This is a genomic window from Microbulbifer variabilis (assembly GCF_052467165.1).
Genome location: NZ_CP174301.1, coordinates 4,028,941 through 4,049,849 on the forward strand (window position 1 = coordinate 4,028,941; position 20,909 = coordinate 4,049,849).

Annotated in this window: 18 protein-coding genes; 5 read left to right on the forward strand and 13 right to left on the reverse strand. The window is 51.0% G+C overall.

Annotated features, from left to right (window positions below; all coding sequences use genetic code 11):
* The 11 genes from ACJJIP_RS17940 to murJ form a co-directional block, all read right to left on the reverse strand.
* Positions 1-3,471, reverse strand: a complete 3,471-nt coding sequence (locus tag ACJJIP_RS17940; protein ID WP_444945740.1) for a pilus assembly protein — start codon at positions 3,469-3,471, stop codon at positions 1-3.
* The gene (locus tag ACJJIP_RS17945; RefSeq protein ID WP_353377136.1) at positions 3,455-3,985 is read right to left on the reverse strand and encodes a pilus assembly PilX family protein; all 531 of its coding nucleotides are present in this window, start codon (positions 3,983-3,985) and stop codon (positions 3,455-3,457) included. Before ACJJIP_RS17945 ends, ACJJIP_RS17940 begins: the two co-directional genes overlap by 17 nt.
* Entirely contained in the window at positions 3,985-4,962 is a 978-nt protein-coding gene (locus ACJJIP_RS17950; protein ID WP_444945741.1) for a PilW family protein, read from the reverse strand. Before ACJJIP_RS17950 ends, ACJJIP_RS17945 begins: the two co-directional genes overlap by 1 nt.
* Before the next feature lie 3 nt (positions 4,963-4,965).
* The gene (gene pilV, locus ACJJIP_RS17955) at positions 4,966-5,436 is read right to left on the reverse strand and encodes a type IV pilus modification protein PilV (protein ID WP_353377134.1); all 471 of its coding nucleotides are present in this window, start codon (positions 5,434-5,436) and stop codon (positions 4,966-4,968) included.
* Positions 5,429-5,965 carry a GspH/FimT family pseudopilin gene (locus tag ACJJIP_RS17960; RefSeq protein WP_444945742.1) on the reverse strand — a complete coding sequence of 179 codons (537 nt, stop codon included), beginning with the start codon at positions 5,963-5,965 and terminating at the stop codon, positions 5,429-5,431. The genes pilV and ACJJIP_RS17960 overlap by 8 nt, the downstream gene beginning before the upstream one ends.
* A gap of 324 nt (positions 5,966-6,289) precedes the next feature.
* Complete coding sequence (gene ispH, locus ACJJIP_RS17965) at positions 6,290-7,222, reverse strand: 4-hydroxy-3-methylbut-2-enyl diphosphate reductase (RefSeq protein ID WP_353377132.1); 933 nt, start codon at positions 7,220-7,222, stop codon at positions 6,290-6,292.
* Positions 7,223-7,276: 54 nt separating this feature from the next.
* Positions 7,277-7,717, reverse strand: coding sequence for an FKBP-type peptidyl-prolyl cis-trans isomerase (gene fkpB / locus ACJJIP_RS17970; protein WP_020411441.1), 441 nt, complete (start codon positions 7,715-7,717; stop codon positions 7,277-7,279).
* A 6-nt stretch (positions 7,718-7,723) separates the two neighbouring features.
* A complete protein-coding gene (lspA, locus tag ACJJIP_RS17975; RefSeq protein ID WP_020411440.1) occupies positions 7,724-8,251 on the reverse strand; it encodes a signal peptidase II in 528 nt (175 codons plus the stop codon).
* Positions 8,244-11,048: an isoleucine--tRNA ligase gene (gene ileS, locus ACJJIP_RS17980; RefSeq protein ID WP_444945743.1), complete on the reverse strand. Its 2,805-nt coding sequence runs from the start codon at positions 11,046-11,048 to the stop codon at positions 8,244-8,246. Before ileS ends, lspA begins: the two co-directional genes overlap by 8 nt.
* Positions 11,049-11,081: 33 nt before the next feature.
* Positions 11,082-12,146, reverse strand: a complete 1,065-nt coding sequence (ribF, locus tag ACJJIP_RS17985; RefSeq protein ID WP_444945744.1) for a bifunctional riboflavin kinase/FAD synthetase — start codon at positions 12,144-12,146, stop codon at positions 11,082-11,084.
* A 37-nt stretch (positions 12,147-12,183) separates the two neighbouring features.
* Positions 12,184-13,794: a murein biosynthesis integral membrane protein MurJ gene (gene murJ / locus ACJJIP_RS17990; RefSeq protein WP_444945745.1), complete on the reverse strand. Its 1,611-nt coding sequence runs from the start codon at positions 13,792-13,794 to the stop codon at positions 12,184-12,186.
* Between the two features lie 175 nt (positions 13,795-13,969).
* On the opposite strand from murJ, the gene ACJJIP_RS17995 reads away from it, so the two are divergent.
* The 5 genes from ACJJIP_RS17995 to rpsT all read left to right on the forward strand — a co-directional run bounded on the left by ACJJIP_RS17995 (position 13,970) and on the right by rpsT (position 18,349).
* Positions 13,970-14,107: a hypothetical protein gene (locus ACJJIP_RS17995; protein WP_157533299.1), complete on the forward strand. Its 138-nt coding sequence runs from the start codon at positions 13,970-13,972 to the stop codon at positions 14,105-14,107.
* Between the two features lie 161 nt (positions 14,108-14,268).
* Positions 14,269-14,955, forward strand: a complete 687-nt coding sequence (locus ACJJIP_RS18000; protein ID WP_020411435.1) for an OmpA family protein — start codon at positions 14,269-14,271, stop codon at positions 14,953-14,955.
* Between the two features lie 219 nt (positions 14,956-15,174).
* Positions 15,175-15,864, forward strand: a complete 690-nt coding sequence (pdsR, locus tag ACJJIP_RS18005) for a proteobacterial dedicated sortase system response regulator (protein WP_020411433.1) — start codon at positions 15,175-15,177, stop codon at positions 15,862-15,864.
* Positions 15,865-15,905: 41 nt separating this feature from the next.
* Positions 15,906-17,939: an ATP-binding protein gene (locus tag ACJJIP_RS18010; protein WP_444945746.1), complete on the forward strand. Its 2,034-nt coding sequence runs from the start codon at positions 15,906-15,908 to the stop codon at positions 17,937-17,939.
* A 143-nt stretch (positions 17,940-18,082) separates the two neighbouring features.
* Positions 18,083-18,349 carry a 30S ribosomal protein S20 gene (gene rpsT, locus ACJJIP_RS18015; RefSeq protein WP_020411431.1) on the forward strand — a complete coding sequence of 89 codons (267 nt, stop codon included), beginning with the start codon at positions 18,083-18,085 and terminating at the stop codon, positions 18,347-18,349.
* A 65-nt stretch (positions 18,350-18,414) separates the two neighbouring features.
* Here rpsT and proB read toward each other — a convergent pair whose 3' ends face one another.
* Together proB and cgtA are read right to left on the reverse strand one after the other, a co-directional pair.
* Positions 18,415-19,551: a glutamate 5-kinase gene (gene proB, locus ACJJIP_RS18020; protein ID WP_444945747.1), complete on the reverse strand. Its 1,137-nt coding sequence runs from the start codon at positions 19,549-19,551 to the stop codon at positions 18,415-18,417.
* Between the two features lie 113 nt (positions 19,552-19,664).
* A complete protein-coding gene (gene cgtA, locus ACJJIP_RS18025; RefSeq protein ID WP_444902272.1) occupies positions 19,665-20,870 on the reverse strand; it encodes an Obg family GTPase CgtA in 1,206 nt (401 codons plus the stop codon).
* Between the last annotated feature and the right edge of the window lie 39 nt (positions 20,871-20,909).

Sequence of the window (20,909 nt, forward strand, 5' to 3'; positions counted from 1 at the left end):
TTAAAAGGGAGTAACTTCTTCCCAGGACAAGCGTCCAATGCGGCCACCACCCAAGGCCACAACTGGTCGGACATAATTGTCACCATTACTATCCGGAGTAATTTCAAGGACCCCATCGCCAGTTGGGATGTAGCTAGATGTATTAGGAGCCGCATTAGATCTGAACTCACCAGCGTACCCATAATCATTCTTGTCAATAACGCCATCATTATTAGCATCGTAAACCGCCTCAGGGGGGACCAAGCCTCCCCAGAGGTCAACCGACATCAACCAGCCACTACCACCCGCCGCACAAACTTGGCCGCTGGGAATCATCGTATTGAAAAAGATTACATGCCCCAGCAATGCGGGCTGGGCAATTACTCGCTCCCCGCCTTCTAAACTATTTCCAGTCTCAAGTGAAATGTACCAGCCTGATGTTTTATCCCAGTCAATTTCATCGCCAACTATTTTACGCTGACGAATACCACCAAAAGTCTCTTCTTTTAGAGTACGATCAATTAAATTTGACTTGGTAAGACCATATTTACCATTGTCCGACACCGCATAAAAACCACCCGGATTAATGTCAGCAGTATCGGTATCCACCAAATATTGTCCTGTGCCGAATGCCACCAGTAATCCCGGTCCTGTCTCATCTTTGATGTTTCTAGCCACAACCGGTGTAGTGGTTATCGCCTCTCGTTGATCATTAGTACTAGGGGCTACACTAAATAGTGGCTTTGGTGTTCCCCCCTCCTTTTCTACTGACCACGAATTTTCATTTGAACTTGAAACGTCAAAAGCCCACAGATTCCCATGTAGATCGCCGGCATAAATTCGGTCTACAGTACCGTCCAAATTTGTGTCTATTATTGCTGGAGTAGACATACCATTTATATCGGATACTGAGCCTGAGCCCGTAGAAAGGTAAGCATATTTACTGGTTGTGCTACCAGGGCCATCTAGGCCATCAAGGTAAACAATAAAGATTCCCGCATCTCCTGTCGCACTATTGTAACCATTACCAAATATAGCTGCCCACTCACCGTTAGGCATCCTGCCTATTTGAGCACGGCTATAGGTATAGCCAAGATTACTATCATCCTCATCTGAGAACTCCCACATCACTATTTTCTCAGCATTTTGCTCTGTGAAAGCACTTGGGTCAGTTACATTTAGCGCATAATAACCTTTGCCACCGGCGCCTAGGCCCCCTACTAAGACCGTCTGCCAACTCTCACTAGCGCCGTCACTGATATATACATCCGAAACAGTCGGAGTGCCATCGACATAAAACCGGTGGTTATAATATTGAGAGGTCAGCGGATGAAGGCCCTCATTATCATCTGTACTCAATAAAATTGACGGAGAATATGCAATAAGTTCCTTGCCTGCATCCGGTATATTCACAGTATCCACACTAGCATTGAAGCCATGGAGAAAGCCATCATTAGCGCCTACATATACCACTGGTGTACGATTTTTATGGGCCGCAATAAATGCTGAATAAGCCGATTTTCCGGGGAAGGATGCATAGGACCACTTTCCATCAGGAGCCCCTACATAAACCGGGGTGGAATTCACAATATCCCCCAGGCGGCTATCTCGCTCTCTAAAGTCTCCTTCCCCAACACCTTCCTTAGAGCGGTCTCCACGCAGGTAATCAATTCTATCTGAGACTCTGCCATCATCCACAGCATCACTAATGTAACTATTGAGGGTTAGATCCAGTGCGTGATCTGTACCAGAGGTGCCAACTCCCGCAGCAGTAAAAGGCACACCCTTGTTGTCTCGGTAAGTCAGTATTACTCTAGTATTAATATCTGAAATCGAATCGAGAATGGAACTGGCTTCCCAAATAGGATCATCTGATAAGTTACCAGAAGTATCTATATCCCAGGCTGATAGTTCTCCATTCCATTTTCCACTATTATATTTAGCCCCAAATACTGCGGACCCACTTTCAATAACTGTGGAATTCAAAGCTACTGCACTTGAGCTACCAACTATAGAGCGGACATCTTTAAATATTTGGTTAAATGTAAGTTGCAATTCGGCGGCATTATCTGCAGAGTAGACTTTTCCTTTCCCTCCTTTCCCTAATTTTCCTGAATTAATCATTTCTTTGGAGTCATCCAAGCCTTGGTTAGCAAACCCTATCAAGTAACTTGTGATATTATTTATCTCTGGTTTGCCATCAGGCTTTATCAAATCCGGACGCAGATCAATATCATAGAGGGCTTTGACCACGTCATCCATTTGCTGCGATGTTGTACAAGTCTCAGCTGTACAAGTTGTATCATAATCTTTTAAATGAGAGCTAATACTATTGTCTGAAGTCGGTGCCCCATCAGTAAGGGCGACCATAAAACTTTTTTGACAATAGTATTGGATAGCAGAACTCTCTACTTGATTAGTAGGTTTATCCACTCCATTCCAGTTTATAATCGTACTCGTGTTCCCATTATTACTTGTTGATCCAGAAAAAATATCTGAGGCCGACGCTGTCTTCACATTACCAGGTGAAGCTTCATAAGATAATTCAGATCCTTCGTAACCAGATATAAAATATCGCCCCACACCCGTAAAAGTCTCGGCAAGAGGTGTATTCCCACTCGCCCCAACATCTGCCACAACATCAAGAATATCTTGGCTATTATCGTCGGTGAGGCTTGTCAGCCCCATTAATAATTTTCCACCATGGTTTCCATTAAACTGCATTAAACCTATACGCACGCCTTCCAACCCAGAAATTAGATTCTGAGCAGCAGTCTTCATTATGTCAGTACGGCGTATATCTAATTTAGACCGTCTAGCCTCACCATCATCAGTGATAAATTTTGCAGCTGTAAAACCACCAGTTTCTCTGTCTTCAGAAAAAAACCAGTTTAAAAAATGGCCACTCGCATAATCTTTATTAAACCCATTTGGAATCTTATAGTCAGCAGCATCTACACCAACACTGAAATAAGTACTATTATTTCCTCCTCCAGCTGCATATAGCCATGCGGTATACTGCTCATCTTCATCAAAGCAATCGCCATTAGTATCCCACGTACGCCAATCACCCGTTGCGATTACAGAACCGTTATATCGCTCTACTAATCGAAACTGAACATTACCACTGCTTACATTTACACGATATTCAACCTCATCATAATGTCGAGTGGAATAACTTCCATTACTATGCCGATATGTATATTCTGTTGAGACAGGATTATTACAATTAAAACTTGAAGGGTTACTGGTGCTGTAACCATCTGCAGGAAGAACCATTTCTTCCATAGATCCCGAGGAATCTAATACAAACATAATATTGGGCTCAGCCGACCCCCGCGAGTACAAAGGCACATCAGATAGCTCCCCTGGCGCAGCAGATGAATGTGTTGCCAATATCATAAAAAAGGCGGCACTTAATGAACGCAATGGGAAATATTGTTTTTTTTGATTTTTTATTTTCACAGCAAAGTCCTCAAAACTCTTTTCCATATAAAGTAACAATAATCCTCTCGGTACCGCTGTTACCTACCCCGCGACTGACGATCTTAAATACTTCGACAATGGTTTCCTCACCACCGGTTTGCCCCACACCAATATTAATATCACCAACGTTATCACTTGAGGCCAACCCGAACCTTTCGATATACATCCGCCCTTTCATTTTTTTTCCATTGGAATCAAGCATGTAAACTTCTCTGGCAATGGAATTACTGTTTTCCCAGGTTTCCTCTGCAAATATATCTTCAGGGCCCTCACCCTCATTATGCTGCCAGGCGGCTGCCCCAAAATCGCTACTTTTACCAAGCGCGTTTATTTCTTGCTCGCCAAAACGAGCCATGGATTCGGCAACTTCCAGAGCGACTTTCGCATCTCGTGAAGCCGAGGTCATTCGCTCCCCCATCAAAACCCCACGAGCTCCAGAAATACCAATTAACGTTAAAACTAAAAGAATAATCAGGCTGACCATCAGCACTGCACCTTGCTGATTCTTTATTATCCCCATTACATGCTTCCTCTATTACGCACCTTGACCGTAGCAACATACAATTTGCGCAGCAGACCATCATCGTATTCTTTTTTACTACCATCCAGGCGTGTAATAGTCTGCTTATCGACCCCAGCGACACTATCACTAGATACCAATAACTCTATTTTTATTGCAGTTACTTCAGCCATGCTTATGACATTATTAGCAGCCTGCCACTGATTAACGATACCGTTACCATTCGTATCTACACCATATGATACCTGCATATCATCTATTCCGGGGACGAGTTCCTGAACATTTCCAGCCTCATCCTTCATAAATAAAGAATTAGTATCCTGAGCACCTGAGGCGATAAAAAACACTTTTTCATAAGGGGTAAGAATTTTTGAATCAACCCCATACTCTTCTTTGAAAACTATTCCAGCTGGATAATTCAGTTTTTTATGGCCAGCTGTTTCAGTAGTACTCGTAACAGTAAATACACTTCCAGATTTACAGTTTGACACTATGACGATATCGTTATTTTTAATTGGGCAACTATCACTAACAACAATATCCCCTTTATCTGTACCATCTAGCATTCGCCCTTTTCCAGCACATGCATCTTCAGCGCCACTAAGGGTCAAAATGTCCGTTCCCTCGATAACTTCGGTCTTTTCAACCTTAGTATTAGTGGCAACATTGTCCTGACCAGCCACGCCAATATCATCCCCACCAATACTTGAATAAAATTTATCTGCAGGAGCAGAAAAATTTTCTATATTTTTATTTTCAGCACACCCCCAAAAACCAGCTTGGCGAATTTCTTTGCTGAGCATATCAACTGCAAAACGCCCACTTTCCTGTACTCTTGAAAAGCCATTCTGCATACGCAATGTATCGCTGTTGCTCTGGAAGATCTGCAGGACACCAAGTAGTAATAAAGAGCCTAATAAAATACCAATCATCAGCTCAATCAATGAAAGACCTCGCTGCGATATAAATAAATTCATAATTTACAGCTCCACGCTCATTTCAAAAATCGCATCATCTAAATCAGCTTTACTACCAGCATAATCTTCCCCTGTATGCTGTTCCTTCCAGTTGATAGTTACCGTAACTTGCCCCCCGTTACTTACAATTTCCCCTGTCGCGCTGGGTAGGTTATTGGAAAGTAATAATCCCCACTCATATAAATCCAAGCCTGCCAGCTGTGAGGGTTGACAGCCACTACTGCAATCTGGGGAACTACCAACACTCGAACCTATATCGGAACTATCATAATCCCCCGACTTAAAGCCGGTGGGATTAGCTCTCATCCGCTCAATAATTTCCTGTGCTGCCAGAGCTGCCATATAACGATGATGCGAACCATTACCATTTTTTAGACTCATCATTTGGGTCGAGGCTAATCCCAACAAACCAATTGCGAGAACTAAAACAGATACCAGAACTTCAATTAATGTTGCGCCGTTTTGTTTATGCATTGGCAGACCCTCCGCTGCAGTCAGCAGGCTTTATTAGTCGTAATGCCCCAGAAGCTAATAGCTCCAATTGGCGACCATAATCTCCTTTTCGATCATCACAAAGACTAAGCATTAATGGGCTTACCAAGCTACTCTCACCTCGGGCATTAAATGAAAAAGCTACATTTTTCAACGCACCGCTATTTAACTCTGCGGCAAGCGTGATCATTGCTGGATCAACTTCCAAAACCCGCAACTCCGTGTCACCGCTGCCAAAAGCACCATTCCCATCAACATCAATCCAGACTCTGAGGCCATCTTTTACATCACCATCAATTGCCGATACCTGAACTGCACCTCTATGCCGCACAGCTTCAGAACGTGCATATTGCAAAGTACTACTCAAGTCATTTGTCATTGTTGACATACGATTGTTATCTATAAGCGTGCTAAAGGACGGAACTCCAACGGCGACAATTATGCCTAGCACAGTAACTACAACCATCAGCTCAATCAGGGTGAAACCCTGCATTCCTTCAGGATTATTCATGCTGCTTTACCTTTAAAAACAGGCTTGTGGCCCAGTAGAATCGATAATTTCAATACCAGTAGCTCGCTTCAATTAATAAAGACAAACCGCATCGACTACACACGGCTACACCACTCTAGGCATGTATTACCTTACGGGGTGCTTAGAAGCTAGACGGCCAGATATCAATATCGCTAAACGCTATCTATAACGTATGTATATCAATTTATCATTATGCTTTGAGCGATGGGGTCGAGGGTTTGGTCAGTTGCCGACAGGCGGCTTCACTAAAGCGACGGGCGGGCAGTTAAAAACAAGAGGGCTGAGAAATGGAAGAGCTGCGTATTAACGCAGCTCTTTGGGAAGGGAAAAACGGATGTTCTCTTCGCACCCATCCATCTCTTCGGGCAGATTAGCCCCAAGTTCTTGCAGCCTCGTGATCACTTCTTGTACCAATACCTCTGGAGCGGAGGCGCCGGCAGTGATACCAATGGATTGCTTACCAACAAGCCAATTGGCATCGACATCTGCCGCTCCATCAATCAACTTAGCAGTAGCACCACATCGCTCAGCCAATTCACGCAAGCGATTAGAATTAGAACTGTTGGGACTTCCTACCACCAACACCAAGTCACTTTCCAGAGCCAGTTGTTTGACTGCATCCTGGCGGTTCTGTGTTGCATAGCAAATATCGTCTTTACGTGGGCCACGAATGTTGGGGAAGCGTAGTCTCAGGGCGTTAATTACTCTTGCGGTATCGTCCATCGAGAGTGTTGTTTGGGTAACATAGGTAAGATTGTTTTCATCTTTAACCTGCAATCTGGCCACATCCTCTTCATCTTCGACCAAATAAATTGCACCCCCGGTCGTATTATCATACTGGCCCATGGTGCCCTCAACTTCCGGGTGTCCGGCATGGCCAATCAATATGCACTCAGCACCGTCACTGCTGAACTTGCTGACTTCAATATGCACCTTAGTAACCAGTGGGCAGGTGGCGTCAAAGACGCGAAGTCCACGGCTTTCCGCTTCCCCCTGCACCGCTTTGGATACTCCATGGGCACTGAAGATAACGATAACATCGTCCGGTACTTCCGACAGCTCATCCACAAACACGGCACCGCGCTCGCGCAGGCTTTCAACCACAAACTTGTTATGTACGACTTCATGGCGAACATAAATGGGCGCACCAAAAACATCCAGGGCTCGATTGACGATATCTATCGCACGATCGACTCCGGCACAGAAACCGCGGGGATTAGCCAGTCGGATTTGCATCTTTACTTCAATACTCTCTAGATAATCAGCTCAGCGTGAAACCCGGCCCAATATTTATTGGATTGAGTCCACCGCAATAATTTTTACGTGGAAATTAAGGGTCTGTCCTGCCAGTGGATGATTAAAATCAACTGTCACTTCGTCTTCACCAATCTCACGAATAACGCCGGGGAGTTCACCACTGCCATTGTCAAAAGACACAACCAAACCCGCTTCAAGCTCAATATCTGGGGAAAAGCTATCACGACGCACCTTTTGCATATTCGCGGGGTTACGCTGGCCAAACCCTAACTCGGGTGGAATCTCAATTTCAGCTTCATCGCCTTCCTTGAGGCCAAATAGGGCTTTCTCAAAACCCGGTAGAAGACTCCCATCCCCAACGCTAAAGGAAGCAGGATCGCCTTTAAACGTAGAGTCCACTTCGGTGCCATCATCCAGCTTCAGGCTGAAATGTAGGGTTACCCGGCTATGTTCGCCGATAACGCTATTGCTCATAGTTTATTAAATTTCCGCATTATTTTTTGCTTTATCGCTGTCTTTTTCCGCAAAAAAAAGCAGCTCGATAACCAGCATGGCCGCGCCGATACTGATACCCATATCCGCTACATTAAATACTGGGAAGTGCCAGTTGCCGTAATAAACGGAAATAAAGTCTCGCACATAGCCCAATAAAATACGGTCCCACAGATTACCCAGAGCACCGCCAAGGATCAGCGCTAGGGCACAGGGTTCCCAACGTTTCCTAGAGGGCAGTCGCCATAACCAGATAGTAACCACAACACTAAAGCCCAAAGCGATAATGCCAAAGAACCAGCGCTGCCAACCTCCAGCGTCAGCCAATAAACTGAAAGCTGCACCGTAGTTTTCTGCATAGGTAAATTGCAGTAAGCCCGGGATTATCTGCATCGCCGGGCCGTGCATAAACATATCCACAGCCCATACTTTAGTAACCACATCCAGAGCCACCACCACCAGCGCCAGCCAATACCAACGCCAGGGGTGCCCTAGAAGAAGATTGGACTTAGGCATAGTGCCTCACCTCACCTTCGCCAGCTACGTTTTCCACGCAGCGCCCACAAATATCCGGGTAATCACTGTTTCCGCCCACATCAGCACGGTAATGCCAGCAGCGCGCACACTTGGGGTGATCAACCTTACTTACGCTAACCTTTAAACTCTCCATTTCGGTGGCTTCAGCACCGGCCGCATCACTGAGAGGCTGAACCGAAGTAGAGGAACAAATCAGCACAAAACGCAGCTCATTCTCCAACTCCAGTAATTTCTCGCGCAGGTCATCACTCGCATAGAGGGTCACCGCTGCCTGCAGGGACCCACCTATGGCGCCAGCCCCACGCTGTTCCTCCAGCACCTTGTTAACCGCTGTTTTTACCTCGGCAATAGCAGCCCAATAATCCGCCCTCTTACCTGCCTCAGCCGGCAGTTTAGGCAATGGGTACCACTCTTCGATAAATACGCTATCGGCATTGGCACCAGGAATGAATTGCCAAAGCTCTTCTGCAGTAAAGCTAAGGATAGGGGCTATCCAACGTACAAAAGCCTGCACAATATGATAAAGGGCTGTTTGAGCAGAGCGGCGCGCGGCACTGTCTTCCTTGGTGGTGTACTGGCGATCCTTGATGATATCCAGATAGAAACCGCCCATATCCACTACGCAGAAGTTATGCAACTTCTGATAAATCTGGTGGAACTGGTAGTTGTCATAGGCAACCAGGATCTCATCCTGCAGGCGCGCTGCCTTGTCGAGAGCCCAGCGGTCCAGAGCCAATAGCTCTTCCTCAGGGAGTAAATCTTTTGCCGGATCAAAACCTGCCAGATTGGATAGGAAAAAGCGCGCCGTATTGCGCAAACGGCGATAGGAATCAGCTGTGCGTTTTAAAATCTCATCGGAGACAGCCATTTCACCACTAAAATCCGTGGCCGACACCCACAGTCGTAGAACATCAGCACCCAGCTTGTTAATCACATCCAGGGGCGCAACGGTATTGCCAATAGATTTTGACATTTTGCGTCCCTGGGCATCCACGGTGAAACCATGAGTCAACACCTGCTTGTAGGGGGCGCAATCGCTGATGGCGATAGAGGTCTTGAGGGAGGACTGGAACCATCCGCGATGCTGGTCAGAGCCCTCCAGATACAGATCAGCAGGGAAACGCAGTCCTTCACGGCGCTCCAAAACAGCGTAGTGAGTTACACCTGAATCGAACCACACATCGAGAGTGTCTGTCACTTTCTCATATTGATCGGCGTCATCACCCAGCAGTTCACTGGGATCCAGGTCAAACCAGACATCCATACCTGCAACATCTACCTTCTCAGCGACTTTGTCCATTAGTGCTGGGGTATCTGGGTGCAGCTCATGGGTTTCTTTATTCACAAACAACGCGATCGGCACACCCCAGGTGCGCTGGCGGGAAATACACCAATCCGGGCTACCGTCCAGCATGGCGTCTATACGGGCTTTACCCCAACCGGGTATCCACTGCACGTCATCAGCCGCTTTTTGTGCCTGCTCCAGTAGATCGTTTTGCTGCATACTGATAAACCACTGGGGCGTCGCGCGGTAGATCAGTGGGGTCTTGGTACGCCAACAGTGCGGATAGCTGTGCTCCAATTTATCCTGGTGTAGTAGTACACCACGCTCCTTTAGAAGGGCGACAATTTTATCGTCAACCTTGTAGACATGCTCACCGGCAAACAACGGCACACTATCGCGATATACACCGTTATTATCGATGTAATTAAGAGTCTCGATACCATAGCGCTTACCCACCTGGAAGTCGTCCGGCCCGTGATCCGGTGCCGTGTGTACACAGCCGGTACCGGCATCCGTTGTAACATGATCACCAAGGACGATCGGCAGTAACTTATCGTAAAAGGGGTGATGTACTTTCAAGTGCTCCAGAGCCGCACCGCGGATACGACCAACCACCTCACCCTTCAAACCGGCACGGCTCAGTACAGTTTCCTGAAGGGCTTCAGCAACCAGCAGACGGCGATCGCCAGTCTGAACAACCACGTATTCCAGCTCACCATTCACAGAAACAGCCTGGCTCGAAGGCAGGGTCCAAGGTGTCGTTGTCCAGATAACCACAGATAAAGGACCGTCACCGGCATGGCCACCGGCGGCGTCCGCAATAGCCAGGGCGGCCTCCTCACTCACTGGGTAGCAAACATCAATGGAGTAGGAAGTTTTATCCTGGTATTCCACTTCCGCTTCTGCCAGGGCTGAGCCACCCACAACACTCCAGTAGACAGGTTTGAAGCCGCGTGCCAAATGGCCGTTCTTCACCACACGTCCGAGGGCGCGGATAATATCGCCCTCAAATTGAAAATCCATAGTGCGGTAGGGGTTATCCCACTCGCCGAACACCCCCAGGCGAATGAAATCTTTCCTCTGCCCTTCCACCTGTTTGGCAGCGTACTCGCGGCACTTTTGGCGGAAAGTCTTAAAGTCTACCTTGGTGCCGGCCTTACCAATTTTTTTCTCTACCCTGTGCTCGATCGGCAGGCCGTGACAATCCCACCCCGGAACATAGGGAGCATCAAAACCACTCAAGGTTTTCGACTTGATAATAATGTCTTTGAGAATTTTGTTGACTGAGTGACCAATATGGATGTCACCATTCGCATAGGGAGGGCCATCGTGCAGAATAAACTGTTCACGCCCGGCACGTGCCTCGCGAATTTTTTCATAGAGCTTATTGTCCTGCCATTTTTTCAGAATTGCCGGCTCACGCTGCGGCAGGTTGCCACGCATGGGAAAGTCGGTCTCAGGCAAATTCAGGGTCGCTTTATAATCAGTCATTGGGTGTCTACTTCAGCTCTAGTAGAAAATAAATTATTTCTTGTCAGTTTTTCGGGGGTTTTGCTCGAACCAACACTTGGCATTATCAATATCCTCGGCAATGCGGGCCTTGAGGATATCCAGAGAGGCAAATTTTTCCTCATCGCGCAATTTATGGCAGAACTCTACCGCCAATTCACGACCATATAGATCGCCACTAAAGTCGAACAGGTTAACCTCCAGTAGCGGCCTGGCACCTTCACCTTCGACTGTCGGGCGGAAGCCTACGTTCGCTACGCCATCCAGTTCCGTATATCCACAGGCCATATCTCTACCGTCAGTGGCAGTGGTACGAACCGTATAAACTCCCACCAATGGGGAGCGGTAGCGGCGCAAGCGGACATTGGCTGTAGGCGCGCCCAACTGACGTCCCAGGGCGCGACCTGGGGCAACCCGGCCGGTAATCCGGTAGGGTTTGCCCAGTAGTGCCTGTGCCAGCTCAAAATCCCCCCGCTGCAGGGCCTCACGGATGCGGGTGCTGCTAACCCGGGCCCCACGTATTTCCAAGGTTGCCGTATCTTCAACGGTAAACCCGTGCTGCTCCCCCATTTTTTGTAACAGAACATAATCGCCACTGCGATCGCAGCCAAAACGGAAATCATCGCCAACTACCAGGTGGCGAATGTCCAGTCCGTCGAGCAGTATACGCCGGACAAATGCCTCGGCGCTGAGGTTGCGCAGGGTTTCATTAAACTGAAGACACAAAACTCGGTCGACACCAGCCTCGAATAGCGCCAGCACTTTTTCCTTAAAACGCATCAGTCGCGCGGGGGCTTTATCGCTAGAAAAAAATTCGTGGGGTTGAGGCTCGAAAATAATCGCCACTGAGGGCAGACCTTGTTCCAGCGCACGCTGCCCTAACTGCGAAATTATTGCCTGGTGACCGAGATGCACACCGTCGAACGAGCCGATCGTCGCCACGCTTCCCCGGTGGCGGGGGCGCAGGTTGTGCAACCCGCGGATTAGTTCGCGCTCCTGGGCCAAAACGATCTTCCCATCCTCACAAAATCGAGCCGCACAGTATAGCGGATTCCCACTTGGCGGCCAGTGGTCGCTCATATTTACCGCCGGACAAAGACATTTACGCCTGAAGACCTTAACTCGTCGCGCGGAAATGGCGCGGGCGCAAGCCCGATGCAAGCAGCACCAGGAGGTAAGTCAGGCCTCCAGCCGCAACCAGCAGGCCCATACGCCAAGCCCTAGTAAACCAACCCCACTCACTCCAATCGCTCCAGAAATGCAGCACCCCGAGCAATACTGCCACCATGAGCAGATTCGCTACTACAAGGCGCAACAAATAACCCACCCAACCGGCTTCAGGGGTATAGACGTCATCCCTGCGCAGCCCCTTGTACAATAGCCAAGCATTAATAGCCGCCTGGCAGGCAGTGGCAAGAGCCAGCCCCATATGACCCAGCTTGAAATAGTGATTCAGCGGAATGACAAATAAGAGGCTCAAAACCATCTTGGCCGAAATCGCAATTAACCCAAAACGAACTGGAGTATAAGTATCCTGGCGTGCAAAGTAGCCGGGTGCCAAAACTTTAATCAACATAAAGGCCAAGAGCCCCATGGCATAGGCGCGCAGGGACCAAGCCGCCATCTGCATATCTCGCGGTTGCATCTCTCCGTATTGGAACAGCGTGGTCAGCAAGGGCTCAGCCAGTACAATCAGGGCTACTGCCGCAGGCAGGGAGATCAGAGTGACGCTGCGTAATGCCCAGTCGAGGGTGTGTCGAAAACGGCGAGGGTCCCCATCACTGTGCTGGCGAGAGAGATTCGGCAGTATCACCGTGGCCACGGCAACCCCAAATACTCCTAGAGGCAATTCTGTAAGGCGGTCAGAAAAGTACAACCAGGATACACTGCCACTGGGAAGGAATGACGCCAGCAGTGTATCCAAAACCAAACTGATCTGGGTAACCGAAACCCCAAATATGGCCGGAGCCATTAGGCGCAGGACCTTGCGCACCCCGGGATGACTCCAACCCCATTTGGGTCTTGGCAGCAAACCCTCTCGGGCCAGAAAAGGCAACTGGAACAGTAGTTGCACAACTCCAGCCACAAACACCCCCCAGGCAAGCGCCAAGATTTGCGGATCAAACCAGGAAGTGGCCACCGTCGCAGCCCCGATCAATACCAAATTCAACATTACCGGAGTCAGTGCTGGAATCGCAAAACGGTCAAAGGTATTCAGGATTGCGCCGGTAAATCCGGCGAGGGAAATCAGCATCAGGTAGGGAAAAGTAATCTGTAACATATCTGCAGCTAGATCGAACTTCTCCCGTTCACTGCCGTCCCACCACCAACCAAAAGCAAAAATACCCGTCACTATTGGCGCGAACAGCACCCCAAACAGGGTCACTAGCAGCAGCACTCCACCCAGAGCACCGGCAACCCTGTCGTTCAGCTCCCTTGCCGCCGCTACTCCCCCTTTTTGGCGGTATTCAGCTAGTACTGGCACAAACGCCTGGGCAAATGCCCCCTCAGCAAACAGGCGACGAAAGAAGTTGGGAATTTTGAAAGCGACAAAGAAGGCATCGGCGGCATCTCCCGCCCCAGCAAAGCGGGCCAGAGCCATATCCCGCGCCAGACCGGCAATCCGTGACAGCATTGTCGCAGCGCCAACCACTGAGCTACCACGCAGCAGTCGCGAGGCGCCAGATTTTTCAACGGGTTGCTGCTGAACAGGGGGCTGCTGGGACAAAACTTCAACTCCTGGCAATAGGTAGGATCATTTGGACGGCAAGTCTACCGCAATTCAACAGTAACTTTGGAAGATCAGGAGGAGTCCGCGGCCCTACGACATAGTGCCTGCGAGCCTATACTAGCAATGAGCTAGTCACGCGTCCCACGGATCAGGTGGCGCGGGGAGATAAAGGATGACCATTAACGCTTTAATTATTGCTCTGGCACTGGCGATTGTGCTCTATATAGCAGTGATGCGCGGTCCCCGTCCCCGGCGAGTCCGAGTTCGAGTGGATTCACCTCGCGACCGGCGCTACCGTCGCCTGCTGTAACTGGCCACTTGGCCACCTGCCACATTTCGCCATATTTGCTCTGCAGTTTGCCACTGCAGCGCCACGCCAGCGCCTCCATGAGGCTTTTTAATAACACTCAAACGGGCCGGGAACACCCCGACCCCAACGAGTAAGAAAAAAAGCCCCCAAGGAGAAAAGCAATGAAAAAAGCGTTATTGGTAGCAGCCCTGACTTCCCTGATCGCTTCCGGTGCCCAGGCAAAGGAACACAATGAATCAAATCTGACCCCGGCCAAACAGGCCACGGTCTTTACTTCAGCAGCGGTTGCCGGCGCAGCCGTTGGTGGACCGGTTGGATTTATCGCTGGAGCACTCGGCGGGGCTTGGCTCGGCGAGCAGATCAAGCAAGCAGACGAGGCAGATATGCTGGCAACACAACTGACAGAGAGCCGTGCAGGGCTCAGCAACCTGGCACAGCAATTGGATGCGGCTCGACTGTCCGCGAACGATGCCAGCCAACTGGCACTGGATTCCCTCCAATTCCAAATGCTGTTTACCACCGGAGAAGACGAGCTTCAGGAGGGCCAACTCCAACAATTGGGTGCCATGGCCGATTTCCTCAAGCGCCACCCGCACCTGCAAATTCAACTGGAGGGCCATGCCGACCCTCGGGGTAGTGATGGCTACAACAACGTGCTGTCAGACCAGCGCGCCCTGAGTGTGGAACAGGCTCTGGTATCTCTGGGTATCGACGCCTCCCGTATAAATCGCCGCGCTATGGGCTCCACTTATTCCCAGGCGACTCGTGGCGATGTAGATGCCTATGCGATGGAACGCCGGGTAGACATCCGTTTCTCTATGCCGGAATCTGTTGCCGGCAGTTTCTGAACCTGCATCGGCGGGCCCTAGCGGACTGTAAATCCGCTATCGTAAGTCAAGATATAAAATGCACTGGTATCAGGTGGGCGGATTACAAATACGCTCACCTGCCCCCCCTCCAAAGAAACCCTGTTGTGCTTGCGGGCGATCTACGCCCGCCTTTTTGCCAATAACCCGCAATTTCGTGCATGATTCTCAACCATAAAAAGGAAGCAGCCGGAATCAGCCATGAGTGCAACTATCGCCATTGTCGAAGACGAACGCGTTATCGCCGAAAATTATCGCGACGCTCTGCGCCGCAGCGGTTATCGGGTCGATCTCTATAGTGCGAGAGCTGAGGCTATGGATGCCTTTCGCCAGCGTTTGCCGGACCTCGCTGTGATCGATGTCGGCCTAGGCAGCGAAGTGGAGGGTGGGTTCGAACTGTGCCGCGAGTTACGAGCCATGGCACCTAGCCTGCCAATCCTGTTTCTTACAGCCAGAGATTCGGAGCTGGATATTATCTCCGGGCTGCGCCTCGGTGCCGACGATTACCTGACCAAGGATATTTCTCTGCCGCACATGCAGGCACGCATCAACGCGCTGCTACGCCGGGTGAGTGTTCTGCGAGACCAAGGTGATCAAGGGGAGAGCCTGACCCAAGGTAAATTGGATCTGGATATATCCAGGCTTCACTGCCACTGGGATGGACAGCCAGTAGACCTGACCGTTACTGAATTCTGGATAGTCCATGCACTGGCTAAGAGACCCGGGCACGTCAAGTCGCGCAACCAACTTATGGAAGCTGCGCGAGTGGTTCTGGATGACAACACCATCACGTCTCATGTGAAGCGTATTCGCCGCAAGTTCCAGACCCTGGACGGAGAGTTCAACTCCATTGGCACTGCCTACGGTATGGGTTATCGCTGGCAACTTTAATAATTTTGGCCTCGGCGCATAAGATTTAAAGAGCACCGCCCATGAAGCTTCGCCGCCAACTCCTGCTTGTCAGCCTTGTCGCCCTGGCCCTTCCATGGGCCGGCTGCCAGTATCTGCGCCAAGTGGATGCGGCCCTGGCGCAGGGACAGTTACAGGCACTAGAAGCGACCGCCGCGGCAATTGCCGCCCGTTTAGCCAGTGCACCGCAGTTGATTGCCCCTGATCCCCTGCGCCACGCTCGCCCTCCTGGCGCTCAACTCTACCTAAACCCGCTTTCACAGCCCCCTATGGTCGATGGCTATGGCGATGACTGGCGCCCCTTGGGCCTGAAACCCAGAGAGCTACTCGACGAAAAGCTTAACCCGCTGGCACAGGTAACCTTCGGGCAATATAGCGAACAGGTTTTCATGCTTCTGACTGTCAGTGACTCCACGCCGGCTTACCGCGACCCCCGAACCGGCCTGCTGGCCGGTGGTGATACTGTCGAACTATTCACTGGTGGCCGGCATTACATATTGCCAGTGGCAAGCCGGGGCACCACAAGCGCCATGTGGCATAATCCAAGAGAGGGGCGATACGAACGTGAGCTGCGCCTGCGCGGACGCTGGACCTCCTCTCCTGATGGCTACCAGCTCGAATTAACCCTTCCCTACGATCTAACTCAGGGAGGCCTTTCAATTCGCATCCTGGATCGCAACCGCAGTGACGGTGTAGCGCCTGTTCGCAGTTCCAGCACATTGCCCTCCGATGGACAGCCCGGTCGCCTGACAGCCCCCCTGCCTCAACTACAGGCCGAGCTGGATCATTTTGCCCGCCCGAGTCTGCGCCTAGCCGTAGTGGATAACGAAGGATTCCTTCTCGCAAGCAGCGGGCAGCTGCAGCCAGAGCCCTCCGAGAAGGTAACCACCACTCCCTGGTTGCGCAGCTGGATTTACCGCAAGTTATTGGCGCGGGAAACTTTACCGCCACTACCTGTGGATAGGTTGCCATTGAGTCATGCACCTAACCGCGATATCGAAGAGCAGTGGTTTGGCGGTCCCCTACAGTCACGCATTGGTGTTGTCAGCGTCCCGGTTGTCACTCGAGCCGACGAAGTAATCGAGCGACCAATGCTAGGTCGGGTATTGGTGCTTCAATCCGGCGAAGCCATACAGTCCATGACAGAGGGCGCTGCCCACCGGCTTTGGCTGATTAGCTGTGCTGCCGCAGCCACTGCATTGATGTTTCTACTTGGCTATGCCAGCTGGCTATCCTGGCGTATACGCAAACTGAACCGCGCCGCACGCCACGCCGTAGACGCAAGCGGCAAGTTGCGCGGTAACTTCCCTCATTCAAAGGCCAGCGATGAGCTGGGCGCCCTAAATCGCGCCTTTGCCAGCCTGCTCGGTGAACTGGACCAATATCATCAGTACCTGCGCACATTAGCCAGCAAGCTCTCACATGAGCTGCGCACACCCCTGGCTGTAGTTCGCTCTTCCCTGGATAACCTTACTGCTGGCGAACTGGATTCCCACAGCCGCCGCTACGCTGAGCGCGCATTAGACGGCAGTGAACGCCTTTCCAGCATCCTCAACAGCCTCTCTGCCGCGAGCAACCTCGAGGCCAGTATCCATCAAGCTGAGCGCGAAACGTTTGATCTCGCCGACCTCCTTGAAGTTATGGTCCAGTGTTATGGCGATGCTCACCCTAAACACCACTTCACGCTGGATAAGCCCCCGGGAGAGTTACACTGTCACGGCGCCCCGGAGTTACTTGCGCAACTACTGGACAAACTGGTAGACAATGCCTGTAGCTTCGCCCCGGAAGGCAGTGATATCCACTTGTCCGCTCACACATATGATGACAGTTATCTGATCACGGTGAGCAATGATGGCCCACTGCTACCCAGCGGCTATGCACACAAACTATTCGATTCCCTCGTGTCTGTGCGCAAGGATGGTGATAATGCAGGCCACCTTGGTCTCGGATTACATATCGCCAAGCTAATCGCTGACTATCATTGCGGTCGCTTGCAGGCTCGCAACCGCACCGATAACAGCGGCGTAGAGTTCAGCCTTAAGCTACCAAACCGCTGACACATATCAGAGTTTCTAGCCATATCCACAAGACGCAACCGGCTATGGTTGACAAACAACCAACTGTGGGGATAATGTCGCGTCCCGATCGGGCCCCAGGGCCTGTTAGTTACAGATTTACAGATTCCAGACAGGAGCAACCGGTGGCCAACTCACCTCAAGCGAAGAAACGCGCGCGCCAAAACGACAAGCGCCGCATGCATAACGCCAGTCTGCGCTCCATGGTGCGCACCTACATCAAGAAGGTAGTTGCGGCCATCGATGCAGGCGACGCTGAAAAAGCAAAAACTGCATATGCAGAAGCGGTACCTGTTATCGACCGCATGGCAGACAAAGGCATTATTCACAAGAATAAAGCCGCTCGCCATAAGAGCCGCCTGAACGCACAGGTTAAAGCTCTGGCAGCCTAATTCTTTAGGCAACAGACACAAAAAAGCCCCGCGTTGCGGGGCTTTTTTGTGTCTGCCATTTAACTCTAAAGCAAGATCAGATTATCCCGGTGAATTAACTCATCATCATCGCGGTAACCGAGTAACTCAACAAACTTCTCCGATGCCCGGCCAAGAATCCTGGCACTCTCACTGCTATCGTAATTGACCAGCCCGCGGGCAACTTCCCGCCCTTCACCACTGCGACAGGAAACCAGATCCCCCCGCTGGAAACGCCCTTCCACTTCAGTCACCCCCACCGCCAGTAAGCTGCCGCCACTCTCACAAAGAGCTTTTTCCGCCCCGCTGTCGAGCACCAGGGTACCGCGCACCTGCAGCTGGCCGGCGAGCCAGCGTTTGCGAGCTGTTAAAGGATCAGCGTCTGGCAACAACAGGGTACCCAGAGACTCCCCTGCCCATGTACGCATGATTACTTTTTCCTGTGCCCCACCAGCTATCACGGTACAGGCACCGGAGCGAGCCGCCAATTGCGCAGCGCGCACCTTGGTAGTCATGCCACCGCGCCCAAGCCCACTGCGCGAATCCCCCGCCATAGCCAGCAAGCTAGGATCCAGGGCAGAGGCCTTCTCGATTAATTCCGCCTGGGGATTATCACGGGGGTCCTCAGTAAACAGCCCATCCGCATCCGTCAGAATCAGCAGCGTATCAGCCTCCACTAGATTGGCGACTAGTGCAGCAAGCGTATCGTTATCACCAAAACGAATCTCATCGGTGACCACCGTATCGTTTTCGTTGACAATGGGCACGGCACCCAAAGAAAGCAGGGTTTTCAGGGTGCTACGTGCATTGAGGTAGCGGGTACGGTTGGAAAGGTCATCATGGTCCAGCAGAATCTGTGCACTGCGTAAATCAAAGCGCCCAAAAGCCTGCTCATAAACCTGCACCAAATGGCTTTGCCCCACCGCCGCAGCGGCCTGCAACTGATGAATAGACTCCGGTCTTCGCCCCCAACCTAAACGATCCATACCTGCAGCGACGGCGCCAGAAGATACAAGTACCACCTCAATACCACGCTGTCGCAGTTCGGCTATCTGCTCAACCCAGGCAGAGATAGCCACGCTATTTACACCTCGACCGTTATCGGTCAAAAGGGCACTACCAATCTTGACAACCCAGCGCTGGCTATTCGCCAGCTCACGACGGGAATCTGATTTAGAGCCCATGCTCCCCCCTGGATATCGCCCCTAAGGGTCATTTAAACCATTTTAATTATTCAGAAGCCCACAATAATTAGAACCTGGGGCAGCTCAGGAGGGACTTTGCCAAATGAGATAACTCAGGGGCGATACTCAATATCGACATCGTGTTCATCGTCATCCCAATCCTCATCATCATCCACATGCTCCCTGGCTGCCTTGCGCTTAGCCCTATGGCTCTCACGCAACTCCTCAATACGCTCACGGGCCTCACGCTGCATCTGGCGCTGAGACTCCAGTTCTGCCTGCGCCAACTCAGGGTCACGGTCCTCATCTTCCTGACGCTCCTCGAGGTAATCCATTAGACGACCACTGAGGATATCAGTGCCCTCTTTGCGGATTGCTGCCACACGGAAAACAGGACCGGTCCAACCCAGCGCATCTACAATTGCCTGGCAACGCTCCTCCAATTCTATCGCCGGTACCAAGTCAGTTTTGTTCAGTACTAACCAGCGTTCACGTCCAGCCAGTGTCTTACTGAAGCTGGAGAGCTCATGCTCAATAGCTCGGGCATTTTCCACCGGATCAGAACCATCAAATGGTGCCAAATCCACCAAGTGCAACAGCACACGACAGCGGGTCAAGTGCTTGAGGAAGCGAATCCCAAGACCCGCCCCCTCTGCTGCCCCCTCAATCAGGCCGGGAATATCGGCAATCACGAAGCTTCGGTGCTTCTGCACCTGTACCACACCGAGGTTAGGTACCAGGGTAGTAAAGGGATAATTGGCCACTTTGGGCTTGGCTGCGGAAACTGCACGAATAAAGGTGGATTTACCCGCATTGGGGAGTCCAAGCATGCCTACATCGGCGAGAACCTTCAGCTCCAGCTTGAGACTGCGCACCTCCCCCTCAGTACCATTTGTTGTCTGCCTGGGAGCGCGGTTGGTACTGGACTTAAAGCGAGTATTACCCAGACCGTGAAAGCCGCCCTGGGCAACCAGAAGGCGCTCGCCGGCCTCAGTCATGTCGCCGACCGCTTCGCCACTATCCACATCAATCACAGTGGTTCCCACGGGGACTTTCAGTACCAGGTCTTCTCCCTTGGCCCCCGTACAGTTGCGCCCGCGGCCCGGCTGTCCACTTTCAGCTGCATAGCGAGGTTGATAGCGGTAATCTACCAGGGTATTGAGGGAATCATCGGCTTCCAGGTAAACGGAACCGCCATCGCCGCCATCGCCGCCATCCGGGCCTCCTTTTTCTACAAACTTCTCCCGACGGAAGCTCAAGCAACCGTTACCGCCTTTACCTGCCTGGACAACGATGGGCGCCTCATCGACAAACTTCATAATCTCTCCACCGCTATAGCGGTTGCCTTATCCGGTACG